General features: G+C 72.2%; 17 protein-coding genes. 7 read left to right on the top strand and 10 right to left on the bottom strand.

Annotation, left to right across the window (positions count from 1 at the left end; translation table 11 throughout):
* Window positions 1-82 precede the first annotated feature (82 nt).
* Window positions 83-640: a peptide deformylase gene (def, locus tag GGE06_RS13600; protein ID WP_116162281.1), complete on the top strand. Its 558-nt coding sequence runs from the start codon at window positions 83-85 to the stop codon at window positions 638-640.
* Between the two features lie 32 nt (window positions 641-672).
* On the opposite strand, the gene GGE06_RS13595 is transcribed toward def, so the two are convergent.
* Entirely contained in the window at window positions 673-1,320 is a 648-nt protein-coding gene (locus GGE06_RS13595; RefSeq protein ID WP_116162283.1) for a TetR/AcrR family transcriptional regulator, read from the bottom strand.
* A 162-nt stretch (window positions 1,321-1,482) separates the two neighbouring features.
* Here GGE06_RS13595 and GGE06_RS13590 point away from each other — a divergent pair, with 162 nt between their 5' ends.
* Entirely contained in the window at window positions 1,483-2,697 is a 1,215-nt protein-coding gene (locus GGE06_RS13590; RefSeq protein ID WP_116162285.1) for an acyl-CoA dehydrogenase family protein, read from the top strand.
* Window positions 2,698-2,718: 21 nt separating this feature from the next.
* Here the strand turns inward: GGE06_RS13590 and GGE06_RS13585 are convergent, their stop codons facing one another.
* Complete coding sequence (locus tag GGE06_RS13585; RefSeq protein ID WP_184930937.1) at window positions 2,719-3,189, bottom strand: VOC family protein; 471 nt, start codon at window positions 3,187-3,189, stop codon at window positions 2,719-2,721.
* 157 nt (window positions 3,190-3,346) lie between these two features.
* On the opposite strand from GGE06_RS13585, the gene GGE06_RS13580 reads away from it, so the two are divergent.
* Window positions 3,347-4,717: a cytochrome P450 gene (locus GGE06_RS13580; RefSeq protein ID WP_116165656.1), complete on the top strand. Its 1,371-nt coding sequence runs from the start codon at window positions 3,347-3,349 to the stop codon at window positions 4,715-4,717.
* 42 nt (window positions 4,718-4,759) lie between these two features.
* On the opposite strand, the gene GGE06_RS13575 is transcribed toward GGE06_RS13580, so the two are convergent.
* Window positions 4,760-5,458, bottom strand: coding sequence for a putative protein N(5)-glutamine methyltransferase (locus tag GGE06_RS13575; RefSeq protein ID WP_246532554.1), 699 nt, complete (start codon window positions 5,456-5,458; stop codon window positions 4,760-4,762).
* A 61-nt stretch (window positions 5,459-5,519) separates the two neighbouring features.
* Window positions 5,520-6,002 carry a glutathione peroxidase gene (locus tag GGE06_RS13570; protein ID WP_116162291.1) on the bottom strand — a complete coding sequence of 161 codons (483 nt, stop codon included), beginning with the start codon at window positions 6,000-6,002 and terminating at the stop codon, window positions 5,520-5,522.
* 37 nt (window positions 6,003-6,039) lie between these two features.
* Between GGE06_RS13570 and GGE06_RS13565 the strand changes: the two genes are divergently transcribed.
* Entirely contained in the window at window positions 6,040-6,267 is a 228-nt protein-coding gene (locus GGE06_RS13565; RefSeq protein ID WP_116165657.1) for a DUF6011 domain-containing protein, read from the top strand.
* On the opposite strand, the gene GGE06_RS13560 is transcribed toward GGE06_RS13565, so the two are convergent.
* Window positions 6,256-6,627, bottom strand: a complete 372-nt coding sequence (locus GGE06_RS13560; RefSeq protein WP_184930936.1) for a hypothetical protein — start codon at window positions 6,625-6,627, stop codon at window positions 6,256-6,258. The two genes, GGE06_RS13565 and GGE06_RS13560, sit on opposite strands and share 12 nt — an antisense overlap.
* A 304-nt stretch (window positions 6,628-6,931) precedes the next feature.
* Here GGE06_RS13560 and GGE06_RS13555 point away from each other — a divergent pair, with 304 nt between their 5' ends.
* Window positions 6,932-8,002: an RNA ligase (ATP) gene (locus GGE06_RS13555; protein WP_116162295.1), complete on the top strand. Its 1,071-nt coding sequence runs from the start codon at window positions 6,932-6,934 to the stop codon at window positions 8,000-8,002.
* 10 nt (window positions 8,003-8,012) lie between these two features.
* Here the strand turns inward: GGE06_RS13555 and GGE06_RS13550 are convergent, their stop codons facing one another.
* Complete coding sequence (locus GGE06_RS13550; protein ID WP_181924700.1) at window positions 8,013-8,876, bottom strand: acyl-CoA thioesterase; 864 nt, start codon at window positions 8,874-8,876, stop codon at window positions 8,013-8,015.
* A gap of 12 nt (window positions 8,877-8,888) precedes the next feature.
* Entirely contained in the window at window positions 8,889-11,450 is a 2,562-nt protein-coding gene (locus tag GGE06_RS13545) for a DEAD/DEAH box helicase (RefSeq protein ID WP_116162299.1), read from the bottom strand.
* 82 nt (window positions 11,451-11,532) lie between these two features.
* Between GGE06_RS13545 and GGE06_RS13540 the strand changes: the two genes are divergently transcribed.
* On the top strand, window positions 11,533-12,324 hold the full coding sequence (locus GGE06_RS13540) for a metal-dependent hydrolase (RefSeq protein ID WP_116162301.1): 792 nt from the start codon (window positions 11,533-11,535) through the stop codon (window positions 12,322-12,324).
* Between the two features lie 90 nt (window positions 12,325-12,414).
* Window positions 12,415-14,028, top strand: a complete 1,614-nt coding sequence (locus tag GGE06_RS13535; protein ID WP_184930935.1) for a peptide-N4-asparagine amidase — start codon at window positions 12,415-12,417, stop codon at window positions 14,026-14,028.
* A gap of 50 nt (window positions 14,029-14,078) precedes the next feature.
* Here GGE06_RS13535 and GGE06_RS13530 read toward each other — a convergent pair whose 3' ends face one another.
* The 3 genes from GGE06_RS13530 to GGE06_RS13520 form a co-directional block, all read right to left on the bottom strand.
* Window positions 14,079-15,485, bottom strand: a complete 1,407-nt coding sequence (locus tag GGE06_RS13530; protein ID WP_184930934.1) for a Gfo/Idh/MocA family protein — start codon at window positions 15,483-15,485, stop codon at window positions 14,079-14,081.
* 155 nt (window positions 15,486-15,640) lie between these two features.
* Window positions 15,641-18,565 carry an FAD-binding and (Fe-S)-binding domain-containing protein gene (locus GGE06_RS13525; protein ID WP_116162305.1) on the bottom strand — a complete coding sequence of 975 codons (2,925 nt, stop codon included), beginning with the start codon at window positions 18,563-18,565 and terminating at the stop codon, window positions 15,641-15,643.
* Between the two features lie 39 nt (window positions 18,566-18,604).
* Window positions 18,605-19,066: a MarR family winged helix-turn-helix transcriptional regulator gene (locus tag GGE06_RS13520; protein WP_116162307.1), complete on the bottom strand. Its 462-nt coding sequence runs from the start codon at window positions 19,064-19,066 to the stop codon at window positions 18,605-18,607.
* Window positions 19,067-19,157: the final 91 nt, after the last annotated feature.

Raw genomic sequence — 19,157 nt, 5'->3', positions numbered from 1 at the left:
ATCCGGCCAGCAGCCCGAACAGCGGCACCGGCAAGCGACCGCACGAAACGTCGAGGTCACGGCGGACCGTACCCTTACGGCCATGCGAAACCGCCCCATCCCCGGCAGTTCCGGCCTCGTCCGAGCGATGACGCTCCTCGGCGACCCCGTGCTGCACACCCCCTGCGCGCCCGTCACCGACTTCGGACCCGAACTGGCCCGGCTCGTCGAGGACATGTTCGCCACGATGTACGCGGCGCACGGCGTGGGCCTGGCGGCGAACCAGGTCGGCGTGGGCCTGCGGGTCTTCGTGTACGACTGCCCCGACGACGAGGAGAACCGCCACCTGGGCCATGTGGTGAACCCGCGCCTGGTGGAGGCGGACGGCGACGAGATCCGCGGCCCCGAGGGCTGCCTCTCCCTGCCGGGCCTGGAGGCGCCGACCCCCCGCTACGACCGCGCGGTGGTCGAGGGCGTACGCCTCGACGGCACCCCGATACGGATCGAGGGCACGGGTTTCTTCGCCCGCTGCCTCCAGCACGAGACGGACCACCTGGAGGGCGGGGTCTACGCGGACCACGTCACGGGGTGGCGCAAGTCACGTCTGCTGCGCACGATCCGCAAGCAGCCGTGGGGGACCGGGGCCGACCGGATCGCCTAGGGCCCGTCCGGCCGTCCCCGTCGGGTCCGGCCCTAGAAGCCCGGCCCGCCCGGGCGGTCGTCGGCCTCCGCGAGGCGGCCCCACAGCAGGTCGGCCAGGCTCTTGACCAGCTCCGCCCGGGAGCAGGGGCGCTCGCCGAGCCACCAGTCGCCGGCCGCGTGCATCATGCCGACGATGCCGTGGCCCCAGATCCGGGCCTGGGCCTCGGCTGCCGGTCCCAGGTCGACGCGCTCGGCGATGACCTGGCCGAGCTCCTCGCCCATGCGGCGAAGGAGGGGGGCCGAGTGGCGGCCGACGTCGAAGCCCTGCTCGGTCTGGTGCGACTCCTCCGCAGGGTGCATGAGGAAGCGGTAGACCTGGGGCATCGCCTCGATGGACGCCAGGTAGGTGTCGAGGGTGGCCTCGACGCGGCGGCGCCGGTCCGCGGGGGCGTCGAGCGAGGCCCGGAGCGAGGCGAGGAGCGCGTCGGTGTGCCGGGTGGCGAGGGCGCGGTAGAGCCCGCCCTTGTCGCCGAAGTGGCGGTAGAGGATCGGCTTGGTGATGCCGGCCTCGGCCGCGATCGCGTTCATGGACGCCTTGGGGCCGTCCCGGAGCACCACCCGGTCCGCCGCCTCCAGCAGCTCGCGGCGCCGCTGCTCGGCGGGCGTCTGCTGGTCGGTGGTCCGGTGTGCGATGTCCATGTGCGTGTCTCCCCGCCCGTGCGATTCGTGAGGCTGTCGCAACGTAACACCCGGCCGGGATCCGGTGCCGCTCGGGCCGAACCGCTCCGCTGCAGGTTGACAGCCTCTACCCACCGGTAACAGACTGCTGTTACCGCAAGTAACGTCATGCTGGGAGGGAACATGGGCGAGTTCACGCTCGAACTCAACGAGGACCAGAAGCAGGTCCGCGACTGGCTCCACGGCTTCGCCGCCGATGTGATGCGCCCCGCGGCCGCCGAGTGGGACGAGCGTGAGGAGACTCCCTGGCCGATCATCCAGGAAGCGGCCAAGCTCGGCATCTACTCCCTCGACTTCTACGCCCAGCAGTTCTTCGACCCGACCGGCCTCGGCATCCCGATGGCGATGGAGGAGCTCTTCTGGGGCGACGCCGGCATCGCCCTCTCCATCGTCGGCACCGGCCTCGCCGCCGTCGGCGTCCTCGCCAACGGCACCGAGGAGCAGATCGGCACCTGGGTCCCGCAGATGTACGGCGACGCGAACGACGTCAAGGTCGCCGCCTTCTGCTCCTCCGAGCCCGACGCCGGCTCCGACGTCGCCTCCATGCGCACCCGCGCCGTGTACGACGAGGCCAAGGACGAATGGGTCCTCAACGGCACCAAGACCTGGGCGACCAACGGCGGCATCGCCAACGTCCACGTCGTCGTCGCCGTCGTCGACGCCGAGCTCGGCTCCAAGGGCCACGCCTCCTTCATCGTGCCGCCGAACACCCCCGGCCTCTCCCAGGGCCAGAAGTTCCAGAAGCACGGCATCCGCGCCTCCCACACCGCCGAGGTCGTCCTGGAGGACGTCCGCGTCCCCGGCTCCTGCCTGCTCGGCGGCAAGGACAAGCTGGACGAGCGGCTCGCCCGCGCCCGGGAGAAGGCCAAGACGGGCGGCGAGCGCGTCAAGAACGCCGCCATGGCCACCTTCGAGGCCTCCCGCCCGGCCGTCGGCGCCATGGCCGTCGGCACCGCCCGCGCCGCGTACGAGGTCGCCCTCGACTACGCCAAGACCCGCGTCCAGTTCGGCCGCCCGATCATCGAGAACCAGGGCGTCGCCTTCCAGCTCGCCGACATGGCCACCCAGATCGACGCCGCCCGCCTCCTCGTCTGGCGCGCCTCCTGGATGGCCACCGCCGGCAAGCCCTTCACCGCGGCCGAGGGCTCCATGTCCAAGCTGTACGCGAGCGAGGTCGCCAAGAAGGTCACCGCCCAGGCCATCCAGATCCTCGGCGGCAACGGCTACACCCGCGAGTACCCGGTGGAGCGCATGCACCGCGACGCCGCGATCTACACCATCTTCGAGGGCACCAGCGAGATCCAGCGCATGGTGATCAGCCGCGCGATCGCGAAGTAGCCGCGAGGGGGAAGCGGCCGCTCACACCAGGCAGAACTCGTTGCCCTCCGGGTCCTGGAGGACCACCGCGTAGTAGTCCATGCCGTTCGGCTCGTCCATCGTGTACAGCACGGTCGCGCCGAGCGCCGTCAGCCGGGCCACCTCGCCGTCCACGCGCGCGCGGCGGAGGGCGAGGGGGACCTCGCGGCCGCCGCCGACCTTCAGGTCGAGGTGGACGCGGTTCTTGACGGTCTTGGGCTCCGGTACGTGCTGGAACCAGACCCGGGGGCCCACGCCCTTCGGGTCGACGATGGACTCCGGAAGGTCCCCGGCGCCCTCGCCCAGCTCGTCCTCCGGCACGCCGATCGCCTCCCAGTACGCCCGCCAGGTGGCGTGGCCGGCGGGCGGCAGGTCGGGGACGTACCGCAGGGCGTCCAGCCAGAAGGGCACCAGGCGCTGGGGGTCGGTGCAGTCGATGGTCAGTTGCAGCGTCAGTTCGGGTCGCTCGTCCATGGGAACGAGCCTCGCAGACGCCACTGACACCGGGCCCGGGCCGTCGAGCGTTTCAGGCCAACAGGCCTGATCCGGTCGGCTGTTCGGCTCCGGCTACCTGTGAGTTACTTCCTGAGGGACAATCACCGGGCCAGTGACGATCAAGGGGGAACCGATCATGGCCACCACCGGTACCGAAGCACCCCACCTCGGGGGAAATCCGCTCCTCGGCTCCATGCTCGACCTCAAGAAGGACTCGCTGGGCACCTTCCTGCGCGCCCGCCGCGAGCACGGGGACGTCGTGAAGATGACCGCGGGCCCGCCCGGAATCCGCGCCACCTTCTACGGCGTCTTCTCCGCGGAGGGCGCCCAGCAGGTCCTCGCCGGGGAGTCCGCCAACTTCCGCAAGGACAACGCCTTCTACCAGGAGATCCGCGAGTCCTTCGGCAACGGCCTGCTGACCAGCCAGGACGAGGACTACCTCCGCCAGCGCCGGCTCGTCCAGCCCCTCTTCACCAAGCGCCGCGTCGACGGCTACGCGGGGGCCGTCGCCGCCGAGGTCACCACCCTCATCGGCGAATGGCAGGACGGCGCCGCCGAGACCGTCGACGTCCTCCACGAGATGACCCGCCTCGCCCTGCGCGCGGTCGCCCGCATCCTCTTCGGCACCGACGTGGACGCGGCCGTCGAGATCGTCGAGCGCTGCTTCCCCGAACTCGGCGCGTACGTGCTGCGCCGCGGCTACTCCCCGGTCAAGTTCCCGCGCGACTGGCCCACCCCCGGCAACCGCAAGGCCGCCGCCGTCCACCAGGCGCTGTACGAGGTCTGCGACCGGATCATCGCCGACCGGCGCGGCTCCGGCCGGGCCTCCGGCGAGGGCGACGACCTCCTCACCCTGCTCGTCGAGGCCGAGAGCGCGGAGGACGGCAGCTTCGACGCCACCGAGCTGCGCGAGCAGGTCCTCGTCTTCCTGCTCGCCGGGCACGAGACCACCGCCACCTCGCTCGGTTTCGCCCTCCACCTCCTCGCCCGCCACCCCGAGGTGCTGAAGCGGACCCACGAGGAGGTCGACCGGGTCCTCGGCGGCCGTACCCCCGGCGCCGCCGACCTGGACGCGCTGCCCTACCTCACGCAGGTGCTCAAGGAGGCCATGCGGCTCTTCCCCGCCGCCCCGGCCGTGGGCCGGCGCGCGGTCGACGCCACCGTGATCGGCGGCGTCACCATCCCGGCGGGCGCGGACGTCATCGTCGCCTCCTGGGTCACCCACCGGCACCCCGACTACTGGGAGGACCCGGAGCGCTTCGACCCGGACCGCTTCACGCCCGAGGCGGAGGCGGCCCGCCCCCGGTACGCCTGGTACCCCTTCGGCGGCGGCCCGCGCGCCTGCATCGGCCAGCACTTCTCGATGCTGGAGTCGGTGATCGCGCTGGCGATGATCCTCCAGAAGTACGGCCTGGAGGCCGTCGACACCGAGGTGCCGGTCGGCTCCGCGATCACCCTGACGCAGGAGGGCCCGGCACGCTGCCGCCTGATACCGAGGACGGCGTAGCCGGACCGGACGGGGGAGCGGCCCGGGGCCGCTCCCCCCGCCCTACGGCCTGGTCGCGACGACGATCGTCGCCCACCACTCCTCGGAGGTGACGACCCGAGGCACCAGACCGGCCGCGGACATCACCGCGAGCGCCGTCTCCGCCTGCCGCTCGCTCGTCTCCACCAGCAGGTGTCCGCCCGGCGCCAGCCACTCCGGCGCCTCGCCGGCGACCCGGCGCAGCACGTCGAGCCCGTCCGCGCCGCCGTCGAGCGTGACCAGCGGCTCGTGGTCGCGGGCCTCGGGCGGCAGCAGCCCGATCTCCTCGGTCGGTACGTACGGCACGTTCGCGACCAGTACCTCGACCAGGCCCCGCAGCTCCCGCGGCAGCGGCGCGAAGAGGTCCCCCTCGTACACCAGGCCGCCGCGCGGCTCGACGTTCCGCCGGGCGCAGCGCACCGCCGCCGGCTCGATGTCCGAGGCGTGCACCCGCGCGCCCTCGACCCGGTCGAGCAGCACGGCACCCGCCGCGCCGGAGCCGCAGCACAGGTCGACGCAGACGGCGCCGGGCCGGGCCAGCTCCACCGCGTGACCGACGAGGAACTCCGTACGCCGCCGGGGCACGAAGACCCCGCCGTCGACCTCGATCCGCAGCCCGGTGAACTCGGCCCACCCCACGACGTGCTCCAGCGGCAGGCCCGAGGCCCGCCGCTCGACCATCAGGTCGAGCTCGGCGGGCCCGGCGGCGGTCGCGAGGATCATCTCCGCCTCCTCCTCGGCGAAGACGCAGCCGGCGGCCCGCAGCCGTTCTACGACCCCCAGGTCAGACAAGCTGGGCCTCGATCGCCGCCACGACCTCGGGGGCCTCCGGCTCGGTGCGCGGACGGAAGCGGGTGACCTGGCCGTCACGGCCGATGAGGAACTTCTCGAAGTTCCACTGCACGTCACCGGCCTCGCCCTCGGCGTCGGCGACCTTCACCAGCTCCGAGTAGAGCGGGTGGCGGCCGTCGCCGTTGACGTCCGTCTTCTCCAGGAGCGGGAACGACACCCCGTACGTCGCCGAACAGAAGGTGGCGATCTCCTCGGAGCTGCCCGGCTCCTGGCCCGCGAACTGGTTGCACGGCACGCCGAGCACGGTGAAGCCGCGCTCCCCGTACTCCTTCTGCAGCCGCTCCAGACCGGCGTACTGCGGGGTGAGCCCGCACTTCGAGGCCACGTTCACGACCAGGACGGCGTGGTCCCGGTAGTCGGCCAGGGAGACCGGCTCGCCGGTCAGGGTCTTCAGGGGGATGTCGTACAGGCTCATGGGAGTGCTCCTCATCGGAATAGGGTTTGATCTCAGCATGGGAGACGAACCACTGGCAATCGCGATCGATTCCACGACACCGCCGGGACCGCGCCGGGTGTACTGCCGGCTCTGCGGCCGCCCCCTGACCGGCGCGGACTCCCGCCGCACCGGCCTGGGCCCCACTTGCGACGCCAAACTCCACCCGGCGCCCCCGGACATCCGCACCCGCCGCCACGAGGTGGAGCAGGACACGCTGCCGGGAATGGACCCGTCAGCCGGCTGAGGCGATCAGCTCGGAGTACGCCACCCAGTCGCCGAGGTGCCGGTCCTCGGTACCGCCCCGGGGCGCGGCGGCCCAGACGTCGAGCACGGGCGCGAGCGAGCCGTGGCTCTCCACGCACAGCTCCCAGACCGCGCTCACGTCGTACACGGGTTCCGGGTCGGCGAGCGTCTCCCGCCACCACGTGTCGAGGAAGTCCTCGATCGCCTCCGCCTGCTCGCGCGGCCACTCCCGCCACGCCGTCCGGCTCAGCGCGGTGGACTGGTACCCGATCCCGTCGAAACGGCCGCTCGCCAGGAAGGCGGAGAACTCCGGCAGCAACCGCCGGACCACGGCCGGGTGGTCATCGAAGTGACCGGGCACCTCATGGAACAGCTGACGAAGCGGTGCCCGGGGGACCGCGAGGAGCGCCAGCTCCTCGGCGCCGTAGCAGTGGAGACAGCCCCCCCCGCGGGTGCCGTCATCCCGCCGAACACGGCGTCGACTCGGCGCAGGGCGGAGGCAAGGGCGGAAGAGGCCATCGGGTGTCCTGACGGGACTCCGCCGGCGCGGCGCCCGGCGAAGATCGCGACGCTACCAGCCGTCAAAACCACTGGGCCACCCGTTTCCCGGCCCGTCAGGGTGAGCCGCGATGAGACCGAAACCCGAGCACCTGGAGTCCTGAACCATGTCCACACTGCGCGTCACCGCCGAAGTCCTGACCGTCCATCCGCATCCGAACGCCGACGCCCTGGAGCTCGCCCAGGTCGGGCTCTACCGGGCCGTCGTCGCCAAGGGGATCTACCGCACGGGTGACGCCGCCGTCTACATCCCCGAGCAGGCCGTGCTGCCCCTCGCGCTCGTCGAGGAGCTCGGGCTGACCGGACGGCTCGCGGGAGGGAACTCGGACCGGGTGAAGGCGGTACGGCTGCGCGGGGAGTTGTCGCAGGGCCTCGTGTGCCGGCCCGCCGCGCTCGCCGGCGTCGACCTGGCGCGGGCAGCGGCCGAGGGAGCCGACTTCGCGGAGGCGCTCGGGATCACCAAGTGGGTGCCGCCGATACCGCCGACCATGAGCGGGGACGTCGAGGCCGCGCCCGACCTGCTGCCGTGGGTCGACATCGAGAACCTCCAGCGCCATCCGGACGTGTTCGAGCCCGGCGAGCCCGTCGTCCTGACGGAGAAGCTCCACGGCACCGCCTGCCTTCTGACCTTCCACGCCGAGGACGGGCGCGTGCAGGTCTCCTCCAAGGGGTTCGGCGGGAAGGGGCTCGCCCTTCGGGAGGACCCGCGCAACCTGTACTGGCGCGCCGTCCGCGGCCATGGCCTCGCCGGCGTCGCCGAGCGGCTCGCGGAGCGGCTCGGCGCCCGCCGGGTGGGGCTCTTCGGTGAGGTGTACGGCTCCGGCGTGCAGGACCTCGCCTACGGTGCCGACGCCCGCTCCGAGACCGTCGGCTACGCCCTCTTCGACGTGTCCGCCGAGATCGACGGCCAGGTCCGCTGGCTCGACCCGGAGGACGTCGTCGAGGCCGGTGAGGTGCCGCTCGTACCGAGGCTGTACTCCGGGCCGTACGACCTCGACACCGTCCTCGCGCACGCGAGCGGCCGGGAGACCGTCTCCGGTCGGGAGACGCACCTGCGGGAGGGCGTCGTCATCCGGCCCGCGACCGAGCGGTACAGCCCGGTCGTCGGCGGCCGGGCCATCGCCAAGGCGGTCAGCCCGGCCTACCTGACCCGCAAGGGCGGCACCGAGTACGAGTGACCCGGGCTGCTCACAGCTTCCTGAACAGGCCCTCCTGGACCACCGACACCAGGAGTCTGCCCTCGCGGTCGTAGATGCGGCCCCGGGCGAGTCCCCGGCCGCCCGTGGCGATCGGGGACTCCTGGTCGTACAGGAACCACTCGTCCGCGCGGAACGGGCGGTGGAACCACATCGCGTGGTCCAGCGAGGCCATGTCGAAGCCGCGCGGGCCCCAGAGGGGCTCGACGGGGATCCGGACCGCGTCCAGGAGCGTCATGTCCGAGGCGTACGTCAGGGCGCAGGTGTGGACCAGCGGATCATCGCCCAGCGGGCCCACCGCCCGCATCCACACCGCGCTCCTCGGGTCCGCGCCCTCGACCTCCTCCGCGGTCCAGCGCAGCCGGTCCACGTACCGGATGTCGAAGGGCTGCCGGCGGGCCATCCGCTCCAGGGCCTCCGGCAGCGCGCCCAGGTGCTCGCGGATCTCGTCCGCCAGGTTCGGCAGGGTCTCCGGGTCGGTGAGGTGCCGCGGCGGCAGCTGGTGGTCGAAGGCGCCCTCCTCCGGCTTGTGGAAGGAGGCCGTGAGGTTGAAGATCGTCCGTCCTTCCTGGATCGCCGTGACCCGGCGGGTCGTGAACGAGCGGCCGTCGCGCACCCGCTCCACCTGGTAGACGATCGGCACGCCGGGGCGGCCCGGCCGCAGGAAGTAGGCGTGCAGCGAGTGCACGGGCCGGTCGCCCTCCGTGGTGCGGCCGGCCGCCACCAGGGCCTGTCCGGCGACCTGCCCGCCGAAGACCCGTTGCAGCGACTCCTGCGGGCTGCGCCCGCGGAAGATGTCGACCTCGATCCGCTCCAGGTCGAGCAGATCCACGAGCCTCTCGGCGGGGTTGGTCACCACAGGTCTCCTCTACAGCTGTCCGACGGACGTCACGCGGACCACGGCCCGGCCCTCCTCGTCGGAGGCCGCGAGATCCACCTCCGCGCTGATGCCCCAGTCATGGTCGCCGTTCGGGTCGGCGAAGGTCTGGCGGACGCGCCACAGGCCGTGCGCCGCGTCCTCCTCGATCGCGAGCAGCTTCGGGCCACGCGCGTCGGGACCCGTACCCAGATCGTCGTACTCGTCCCAGTAGGCGTCCATCGCCTCGCCCCACGCGTCCGCGTCCCAGCCGGCCTCGGCGTCCAGCTCGCCGAGCGCGTCGACGTTGTCGAGGGCGGCCAGCTCCACCCGGCGGAACATCGCGTTGCGCACCAGGACCCGGAACGCGCGCGCGTTCGCCGTGACCGGCTTGACCTGGTCGGCCTTCTCCTGGGCCTCCTCGGCCGTCTGGACCTCCGGGTTGGCCAGCTGCTCCCACTCGTCGAGCAGCGAGGAGTCCACCTGCCGCACCATCTCGCCCAGCCAGGCGATCAGGTCCTCCAGGTCCTCGGTCTTCAGGTCGTCCGGGATGGTGTGGTCGAGCGCCTTGTACGCGCTCGCCAGGTAGCGCAGGACGATGCCCTCGGTCCGCGCCAGCTCGTACCAGGAGGTGAACTCCGTGAAGGTCAGCGCCCGTTCGTACATGTCACGGATGACCGACTTCGGCGACACCGGGTGGTCGCCGACCCACGGGTGCGACTTCCGGTAGACGTTGTACGCGTGCCAGAGCAGCTCCTCCAGCGGCTTCGGGTACGAGATCTCCTGGAGCCGCTCCATCCGCTCCTCGTACTCGACGCCGTCCGCCTTCATCCGCCCGACGGCCTCGCCGCGCGCCTTGTTCTGCATGGCGGCGAGGATCTGGCGCGGGTCGTCGAGCGTCGACTCGACGACGGACACCATGTCCAGGGCGTACGAGGGGGACTCCGGGTCCAGCAGGTCGAAGGCGGCGAGCGCGAACGTCGACAGCGGCTGGTTCAGCGCGAAGTCCTGCTGGAGGTCGACCGTCAGGCGGATCGTGCGGCCCTCGGCGTCCGGCTCGTCCAGCTGCTCCACCACTCCGCCGTCGAGCAGCGAGCGGTAGATCGCGATGGCCCGGCGGATGTGCCGCAGCTGCGCCTTGCGCGGCTCGTGGTTGTCCTCCAGGAGCTTGCGCATCGCCTCGAAGGCGTTGCCCGGACGGGCGATCACCGACAGCAGCATGATGTTGGTGACCTTGAAGCGGGAGGTCAGCGGCTCCGGCTCGGCGTCGATCAGCTTCTCGAAGGTCGATTCGCTCCAGGCGACGAAGCCCTCGGGGGCCTTCTTGCGGACCACCTTGCGGCGCTTCTTCGGGTCGTCGCCGGCCTTCGCGAGCGCCTTCTCGTTCTCGATGACGTGCTCGGGCGCCTGCGCCACCACGAAACCGGCCGTGTCGAAGCCGGCCCGGCCGGCCCGGCCCGCGATCTGGTGGAACTCACGGGCGCGCAGCGTGCGCACCCGGTTGCCGTCGTACTTGGTGAGGGCGGTGAAGAGCACCGTGCGGATCGGCACGTTCACGCCGACGCCGAGGGTGTCCGTCCCGCAGATCACCTTCAGGAGGCCCGCCTGGGCGAGCTTCTCCACGAGCCGCCGGTACTTCGGCAGCATGCCCGCGTGGTGCACGCCGATGCCGTGGCGGACGTACCGCGAGAGGTTCTGGCCGAACTTGGTGGTGAAGCGGAAGTTGCCGATGAGCTCGGCGATCTGGTCCTTCTCCTCGCGCGTGCACATGTTGATGCTCATCAGCGACTGCGCGCGCTCGACGGCCTGCGCCTGCGTGAAGTGCACGATGTAGACGGGCGCCTGCTTGGTCTCCAGGAGCTCGGTCAGGGTGTCCGTGATGGGCGTGAGCCGGTACTCGTACGACAGCGGCACCGGCCGGGTCGCCGAGCGGACCACCGAGGTCGGCTTGCCGGTGCGCCGGGTCAGGTCCTTCTCGAACATCGACACGTCGCCGAGCGTCGCCGACATGAGGATGAACTGCGCCTGGGGGAGTTCCAGGAGCGGGATCTGCCAGGCCCAGCCGCGGTCCTGCTCGGCGTAGAAGTGGAACTCGTCCATGACGACCTGGCCGATGTCGGCGTACTTGCCGTCCCGCAGCGCGATCGAGGCGAGCACCTCGGCGGTGCAGCAGATCACCGGGGCGTCCGCGTTCACGGAGGCGTCGCCGGTGAGCATGCCGACGTTCTCGGTGCCGAAGAGCTTGCACAGGTCGAAGAACTTCTCCGACACCAGCGCCTTGATCGGCGCGGTGTAGAAGGTCACCTGGTCATTGGCGAGCGCGGTGAAGTGCGCACCCGCCGCGACCAGCGACTTTCCCGATCCGGTGGGCGTGGACAAGATCACGTTGGCCCCGGAGACGACCTCGATCAGCGCCTCTTCCTGGGCCGGGTAGAGCGTGATGCCCCGGTCCTCGGCCCAGGAGGAGAAGGCCTCGAAGAGGGCGTCGGGGTCGGCGGTCGGCGGCAGCTGATCGATAAGGGTCACGCCCCCATCTTGCCCGCATTCCGCTCGGATGAGGGAACCGGCCATCATCAGCCTTGATCACGGACGATAGGCTCGTCCGTCGACCGGTCGTCAACTGAGCGCCGGCAGGGGAGAAACGGGGCGGCCAACCATGATGGGACCGGCGCATTCGCTGTCCGGAGCGGCGGCATGGCTGGGGGTGGGAGCGGCCGCGGCCGCCTTCGACCACCCGATGCCCTGGCCGGTTCTCGTCGTCGGTGCGCTCATCTGCGCGGGCGCGGCCCTCGCGCCCGACCTCGACCACAAGTCGGCGACCATCTCCCGCGCTTTCGGGCCGGTCTCCCGGGGCCTCTGCGAGATCGTCGACAAGCTGTCGTACGCCGTCTACAAGGCGACCCGCTCCACCTCCGACCCCCGCAGGTCCGGCGGGCACCGGACCCTCACCCACACCTGGCTCTGGGCGGTCCTGATCGGCGCCGGCGCCTCCGTCGCGGCGGTCACCGGCGGCCGCTGGGCCGTCCTCGCGATCCTCTTCGTGCATCTGGTCCTCGCCGTGGAAGGCCTGCTGTGGCGGGCCGCCCGGGTGTCCAGCGACGTCCTGGTCTGGCTGCTCGGCGCCACCGGCGCCTGGATCCTCGCGGGCGTCCTCGACCAGCCCGGCAACGGCGCGGACTGGTTCTTCACCGGCCCCGGCCAGGAGTACCTGTGGCTGGGCCTGCCCATCGTCCTCGGCGCCCTCGTGCACGACATCGGCGACGCCCTGACCGTCTCCGGCTGCCCGATCCTGTGGCCGATCCCCGTCGGCCGCAAGCGCTGGTACCCGATCGGCCCGCCCAAGGGCATGCGCTTCCGGGCCGGCAGCTGGGTCGAGCTCAAGGTCCTGATGCCCGCCTTCATGGTCCTCGGCGGCGTCGGCGGGGCCTCGGCGCTCGGTTTCTTCTAGAGGCCGGCGGGGGCCGAACGGCACAGATCGCGCCATGTCCGCTCATCGTCCTCTGGACCGCGTGCCGTGGCCGCGCTTCACTTCCGGGCCATGAGATCACTCAAGATCACGAGCGTGATCGGCGGTCTGGTGCTCGCCGCCGGCGCGCTGTTCACCGCCCACCCGGCCGCCGCCGACGGTCCGACCGGCCCGACGCCCCCCGCCGAGTTCTCCACCGACTGGCACGACCCGGTCACCGCCGCCCCGCCCGTCGCCACCCCCGGCACCCGCACCTGCGAGGTGACCCTCGCCGCCACCCGGTTCCGCGACTTCACCCCGTACCGGGGGAGCTACGCCCCGCCGAAGGAGTGCGGCACCGGCGCCCGCTGGAACAAGGTGGTGCTGCGCCTCGACGGACAGGTCAAGGGCCGCCAGTACGACCGTCTGGGCTACCTCACCCTCGGCGGCGTCGAGATCCTCCGCACCTCCACCCCCGAGCCCTCCCCCGACGGCATCAGCTGGTCCGTCGAGAAGGACGTCACCCGCTACCGGGACACGCTCAGCCGCCCGCAGCCGGTCGAGATGCTCATCGGCAACGTGGTGAACGAGACGTACACCGGTGTCATCGACGTCCGCGTCACCCTCACCTTCCACGCCGCCGAGGGCCGCGTGAAGCCCGCCGCCGGCACCCCCGACCGGGTCGTCCCGCTCACCGGCGCCACCCTCACCACCCCGCGCAACACCGAGCGCGTCCTCGCCGAGGTGTACGCCACCGGGTCCGGCGGCGGCTGCGAGGAGTTCTGGTACCTCACCGTCCCCGACGCGGCCCCCTACTCCTGCAAGGCCACCGACGGGCCCTACCGGGAGGTGCGGATCTCCGTCGACGGGAAGCTCGCCGGCATCGCGGCCCCCTTCCCGCACGTGTGGACCGGCGGCTGGTCCAACCCCTTCCTCTGGTACGTGACGCCCGCGCCGCGCGCCTTCGACGTGCAGCCGATCACCTACGACCTCACGCCCTTCGCGGCCCTGCTCAACGACGGCGCGGCCCATCGCGTCGAGGTCTCCGTCGCCGGCGTCCCCGCCGGGCAGTCCGGCTGGAGCATCCCCACCAACGTGCTGCTCTGGCAGGACGAGGGCAGCGAGGTCGTCACCGGCGGCCTGGACCGCCACGAGCCCGGCACCCCGCGCAACTCCGCCGTGTACACGGCCGGTTCGCCGGACGTCCTGGAGACCACGGGCGGCGACACGCTCACCGTCGCCGGGCACCTGAACACCTCGCACGGCCGCGTCGCGACGACCGTCACCCGTACCGTCGACCACCGGTCCACGCACCGCTGGGGCGCCGACGAGAACCCCGACGCGCTCACCGCCCGCTGGACCGACGACGAGACCGTGACCGTCGGCCGGACCGCGACCCACACCCGGCGCACGTACACGATGGACGGCGAGATCGCCGTCGACGGCGCGAACCGCCTGCGGACCGAGCTCACCGTCGGCGACCGCGCCGCCGTCGACGTCGTCCGGAACGGCAAGCGGCTGTCCTGGTCGCGCCTGGACGACACGTACACCGGCGACGCCTCCTTCACGCTCGGCGTCCCCCGCGACCAGCGGCACGCGGTCGGCACCGGCACCGAGCGCTACCGGCTGTACGGCTCCGCCGGCTGCTACGACCGCAGCCTGACCTCCGTCCAGGGCACGGTCACCGAGGACCTGCGGCGCTGCTGAACACGACGCTGCCCGGCCCCGCTTCCCGAGGGGCCGGGCAGTGCCGCCGGTCAGGCCGGCTTCGCCGAATCCACGCCCGCGCGGGCCCTGCGCCACTCGCCGCGCGTGAAGTCGGGGATCTCCTGCGGCGCGCCGTTCGCCTTGATCGAGGCGTGGCTCAGCGGCACGGGAGCCGTCCAGGTGGCGGCGTCGTACACGTCGAAGTCCGGCGGCAGGCCCTTCTGGAGGCACTGCATCAGGCGGTAGACCATGATGTAGTCCATGCCGCCGTGGGCCCCCGGCGGGTTGGCGTGGTCCTTCCACAGCCAGTGGTCGAACTCGGCCGCGTACGCCGAGAAGTCCCCCCAGACGTCGTCCTTGTGGTCCGGCTCCAGATAGATCCGGGCCGGGTAGTCCTCGAAGACCCCCCGCGTACCGCCCAGGCTGTTGATCCTGCTGTACGGGTGCGGGGTGGACACGTCGTGCTCCAGGCGGATCAGCCGGCCCTTGGCCGTCCGCACCATGCTGATCGTCCGGTCGCTCTCGATGTACGTCTCCTTCCAGCTCGGGTCGCCGGCCGGCACGTGAGCCGCGCGGTACTCGGCGAGCCCGAGGGACGGGGTGCCGAAGCTGCTGATGCTCACCGCCCGGTCGCCCCGGTTGACGTCCATGTAGTTGGCGACCGGCCCGAAGCCGTGGTTCGGGTAGAGGTCCCCGCGCAGCCGGGTGTGCCACAGCCGGCGCCAGGGCCCCTCGTAGTACGTCGGCGAGAACAGCAGCCCGCGCAGGTCGTGGTTGTACGCCCCCGCGCCGTGCAGCAGCTCCCCGAACCTCCCGGCGTGCGCCATCCGCAGCACCCGCATCTCGTTGCGCCCGTAGCAGCAGTTCTCCAGCTGCATGCAGTGGCGGCGGGTCTGCTCCGACAGGTCGACGAGCTCCCACAGCTGGTCGAGCTCGAGCGCGATCGGGCACTCCACGCCGACGTGCTTGCCGTTCTGCATCGCCGTCCTGGCGATCGCGAAGTGGGTGTCCCAGGGGGTCGCCGCGTACACGAAGTCGAGGTCGGTGCGGGCGCAGAGGTTCGCGTAGTCCTCCTCGCCGTGGGTGTAGAGGGTGGGGGCGGGCCGGCCGGAGGCGGTGACGGCCCTGGCGGCCTTGGCGGCCTTCTCGCGCACCGGGTCGCAGAGGGCGACGACCTGGACCCAGGGGAGGGCGAGGAAGTTGCCGATCATGCCGCCGCCGCGGTTGCCGAGCCCGATGATGCCGATCCGGACGGTGGATCGGCCCTGGAACGGGACGCCGGCCATGGTGGCGCCCCGGCGCTTCGGCACGGCGGGGGCCTGCGGCGTGACGGCGGGAGCGGAACCGGTGGCGGCCTGCGCGGTCTGCCCGCTCGCGGCGGTGATGGCGAGTCCCGCTCCGGCCGTGGTCCGCAGGACCGTGCGACGGCTCGGGGGGCGCGGTGTCTGGTCGTCCATGGAACCTCCCTGCTGACGGGTGGTTGGACTGTACTGTTCAGGTTCCTCCGCCGAGCCGCACCGGCCGCGGATGATCACCCGAACATACGAAGGGCCCCTCACCGTACGGGGTGAGGGGCCCTGTCCGCCCTGGCGCGTGGAGGATTGACGGATAATCAGGGGCGGGTGGCGCGTTCCAGAGCGAGCAGCACCGATTCGTAACTCCGGCCTGTCGCGCGGTTCATCCCGATCTCGCACATCCGGTTCGCCGAGACGTGCGCGTCGAACGGACGGGCCGTGACCTCGGCGGCCTCGCGGGCCGTCGCCGAGGCCGTCAGCTCCGGGTGCAGCATGCCCCGGTCGCCGGCGAAGGCGCAGCAGCCCGCGTCGGCGGGGACGACGACCTCCTCCGCGCAGGCCCCGGCGAGCGCGGTGAGCTTCTCCTCGTCGCCCAGGTGCCGCATCGAGCAGGTCGGGTGGACCACGGCCGAGGCGACCCGGCGGTGCACGTCGAGCCGGGGGAGCAGCTCGTCCGCCGCCCACACGAGCGAGTCCACCACGGTCAGTTCGGCGTGCAGCTCACGGTTCTCCTCCGTCAGGTACGGCACCACCTCGTGCGCGATGCCGAGGGTGCACGAGGAGGCGTCCACCACGAGCGGCAGCCTCCCGCCGGCCGTCCATCCCCAGGCGGCCTCGACGATCCGGTTCGCCATCACCTCGTTGCCCCGCTCGTACCCCTTGGAGTGCCAGATCGTCGCGCAGCACGTGCCGGCCACGTCGTCCGGGATCCACACCGGCCGCCCGGCCCGCGCGGACACCGTGACGACGGCCTCCGGCAGCGAGGGCCCGCGGACGCCCTCCGGATTGCCGAAGACGCGGTTCACACAGGCCGGGTAGTAGACGGCGACCGCCGCCGGACGGTGGGTGCGGGGGAGCCGCCAGGCGGCCGCGCCGGGGATCTCCGGCAGCCACTCCGGGACGAGGTCGGGGCGGACGGCCCTGCGGGCGAGGCCCGTCACCGACTCCAGGACCCGGTCGCCGATCCGGTCCGCGGCGGCGACCGCGAGCCGCGCGGAGGCCTCCACCACGCGGAAGTTCCTCGCGGCCAGAGCCGCGATCCGCTCCTCGCGCGGCGAGTGCCGCTGGTGCCGGAACTCCTTCATCAGCGCCCCCGTGTCGATCCCGACCGGGCAGGCCAGCCTGCACGTCGAGTCGCCGGCGCAGGTGTCGACGGCGTCGTAGCCGTACGCCTCCAGGAGCCGGGCCTCGACCGGCGAGCCGTCGGACTGGCGCATCATCTCCCGGCGCAGCACGATCCGCTGGCGCGGAGTGGTCGTCAGGTCGTGGCTGGGGCAGGTCGGTTCGCAGAAACCGCACTCGATGCAGGGGTCGGCGATCCGCTCCACGGCGGGGATCGTCTTCAGGCCGCGCAGATGGGCCTGCGGGTCGCGGTCCAGGACGATCCGCGGGGCGAGCACACCGGCCGGGTCGATGGCCTCCTTGACCCGCCACATCAGATCGGTCGCCCGCGTCCCCCACTCCAGCTCCAGGAACGGCGCGATGTTGCGGCCGGTGGCGTGCTCCGCCTTCAGCGAGCCGTCGAAGCGCTCCACGGTCACCTTGCAGAACTCGTCCATGAAGGCCGCGTACCGCTGGACGTCGGCGGGGTCGGCCGCGTCGAAGGCGAGCAGGAAGTGGAGGTTGCCGTGGGCCGCGTGGCCGGCGACGGCCGCGTCGAAACCGTGCCGGGCCTGGAGGCCGAGCAGCGACTCGCAGGCCTCCGCGAGCCGGTCCGGCGGCACCGCGAAGTCCTCGGTGATCAGGGTCGTGCCGGAGGGGCGGGAGCCGCCGACGGCCGTCACGAAGGCCTTGCGGGCCTTCCAGTAGCCGGAGATCCGCTTCGGGTCCCGGGTGAAGGCGTTCTCCACGGAGGCCACCGGGGCGATCGGGTCGAGGCCGCCGAGCACGGTCTCCGCCGCCCGCTCGTACGCCTCCAGGGCCGGCGCGTCCGGTGCCCGGAACTCGACCAGGAGCGCCGCCGTCTCCTTCGGCAGCTCCGCCCAGTCGGCGGGCACGCCCGCCACGCTCACCGAGGCCCGCAGCGTGTTGCCGTCCATCAGCTCGACGGCGAGCGCCCCGGCCTCGTTGAACAGGGGCACGGCCGCGGCGGCGGCCGGCAGCGAGGGGAAGAACAGCAGGGCCGTGGACACCTCCCGGTCCAGCGGCAGGGTGTCGAAGACGACCTCGGAGATGAAGCCGAAGGTGCCCTCGGAGCCGACCATCAGTCCGCGCAGGATCCGCACCGGGGTGTCGCCGTCGAGGAAGGCGTCGAGCCGGTAGCCGTTGGTGTTCTTGATGGTGTGCTTGGCCCGGATCCTGGCGGTCAGTTCCTCGTCGGCCTCGATCTCGGCCTTCAGCGCCATCAGCTCCGCGCAGAGCCTCGGCTCGGCGCGCGCGAGCTCCTCGTCGGCGTCCGGGGCGGCCGTGTCGACCACGGTCCCGCTCGGCAGGACGACGGTCAGGGAGGCGACGGTCCGGTACGAGTTCCGGGTGGTGCCGGCCGTCATCCCCGAGGCGTTGTTGGCGACGACCCCGCCGATCGTGCAGGCGATCGCGCTCGCCGGATCGGGCCCCAGGACCCGCCCGTACGGGGCGAGCGCGGCATTGGCCCGCACCACGGTGGTGCCGGGCCGGATCCGCGCCCGGGCCCCGCCGTCCAGGATCTCGACGCCCGCCCAGTGACGGCGCACGTCGACGAGGACGTCCTCCCCCTGCGCCTGGCCGTTGAGGCTGGTCCCGGCGGCCCGGAAGACCACCTCGCGGCCCTTGCCGTGGGCGTACGACAGGATGGCGGAGATGTCGTCGATGTCCTCGGCGACCACGACGACCTGCGGGACGAAGCGGTACGGGCTCGCGTCCGAGGCGTAGCGCACCAGGTCGGAGATCTTCGACAGGACCTTCCCGGGGCCCAGGAGCTCGGTGAGCTCCTCGCGCAGCCGCCGTGGCGTGCCGCGCGCCGTGAGTTCCGGCACGCGGTCGGGGGCGGGCGTCCGCTTCGTACCGGGACGCAGGGCCTGCGGGTTCGGTTCGAGCAGCGGCATGTCCTGGCTCCCCTTCGGCGCGTCCCCGCACCCGTCGGGTCAGCAGCCGCGCTCCGGGCCGGGGTCGACCAGGGCGGACAGCAGACCTTCGAGCACCTCGCGCTGTTCGACGGTCAATGGAGCAAGGATGTCCTCTGCGGCGGCCCGGCGCGCGCTGCGCAGCTCGCGCAGCGTGGCGCGGCCCGCGTCGGTGAGCTCGATCCGCACCACCCGGCGGTTGCTCGGGTCGGGCACCCGGCGCACCCGGTCGCCCGCCTCCAGACCGTCGACGAGACTGGTCACGGCCCTCGGGACGACCTCCAGGCGGGCCGCGAGGTCCGCCATCCGGGGCGGCTCGCCGAAGTGCGCGACCGTGCGCAGCAGCCGGGACTGCGCGGGGGTGATGCCGACCGGCTCCAGATGGCGCTTCTGGATGCGGTGCAGACGCCGGGTGAGCCGCAGCAACTGCTCGGCGAGGAGCCCGTCGGTGTCGGTCCCGCCCGGACGGTCGGAGGTGTTCATGCGGGAACAATATCAGGACCATGTTCATTGTGAGGGTAGGTAACAATGAGCTATGGTCTCTATCGACCGTCGAATCCTCCCGAAGGAGCCC

This window comes from Streptomyces nymphaeiformis (assembly GCF_014203895.1).
Taxonomy (GTDB): Bacteria; Actinomycetota; Actinomycetes; order Streptomycetales; family Streptomycetaceae; genus Streptomyces; species Streptomyces nymphaeiformis.
The sequence above is the reverse complement of the archived record's forward strand: the minus strand, read 5'-3'. Positions and strand labels throughout refer to the sequence as shown.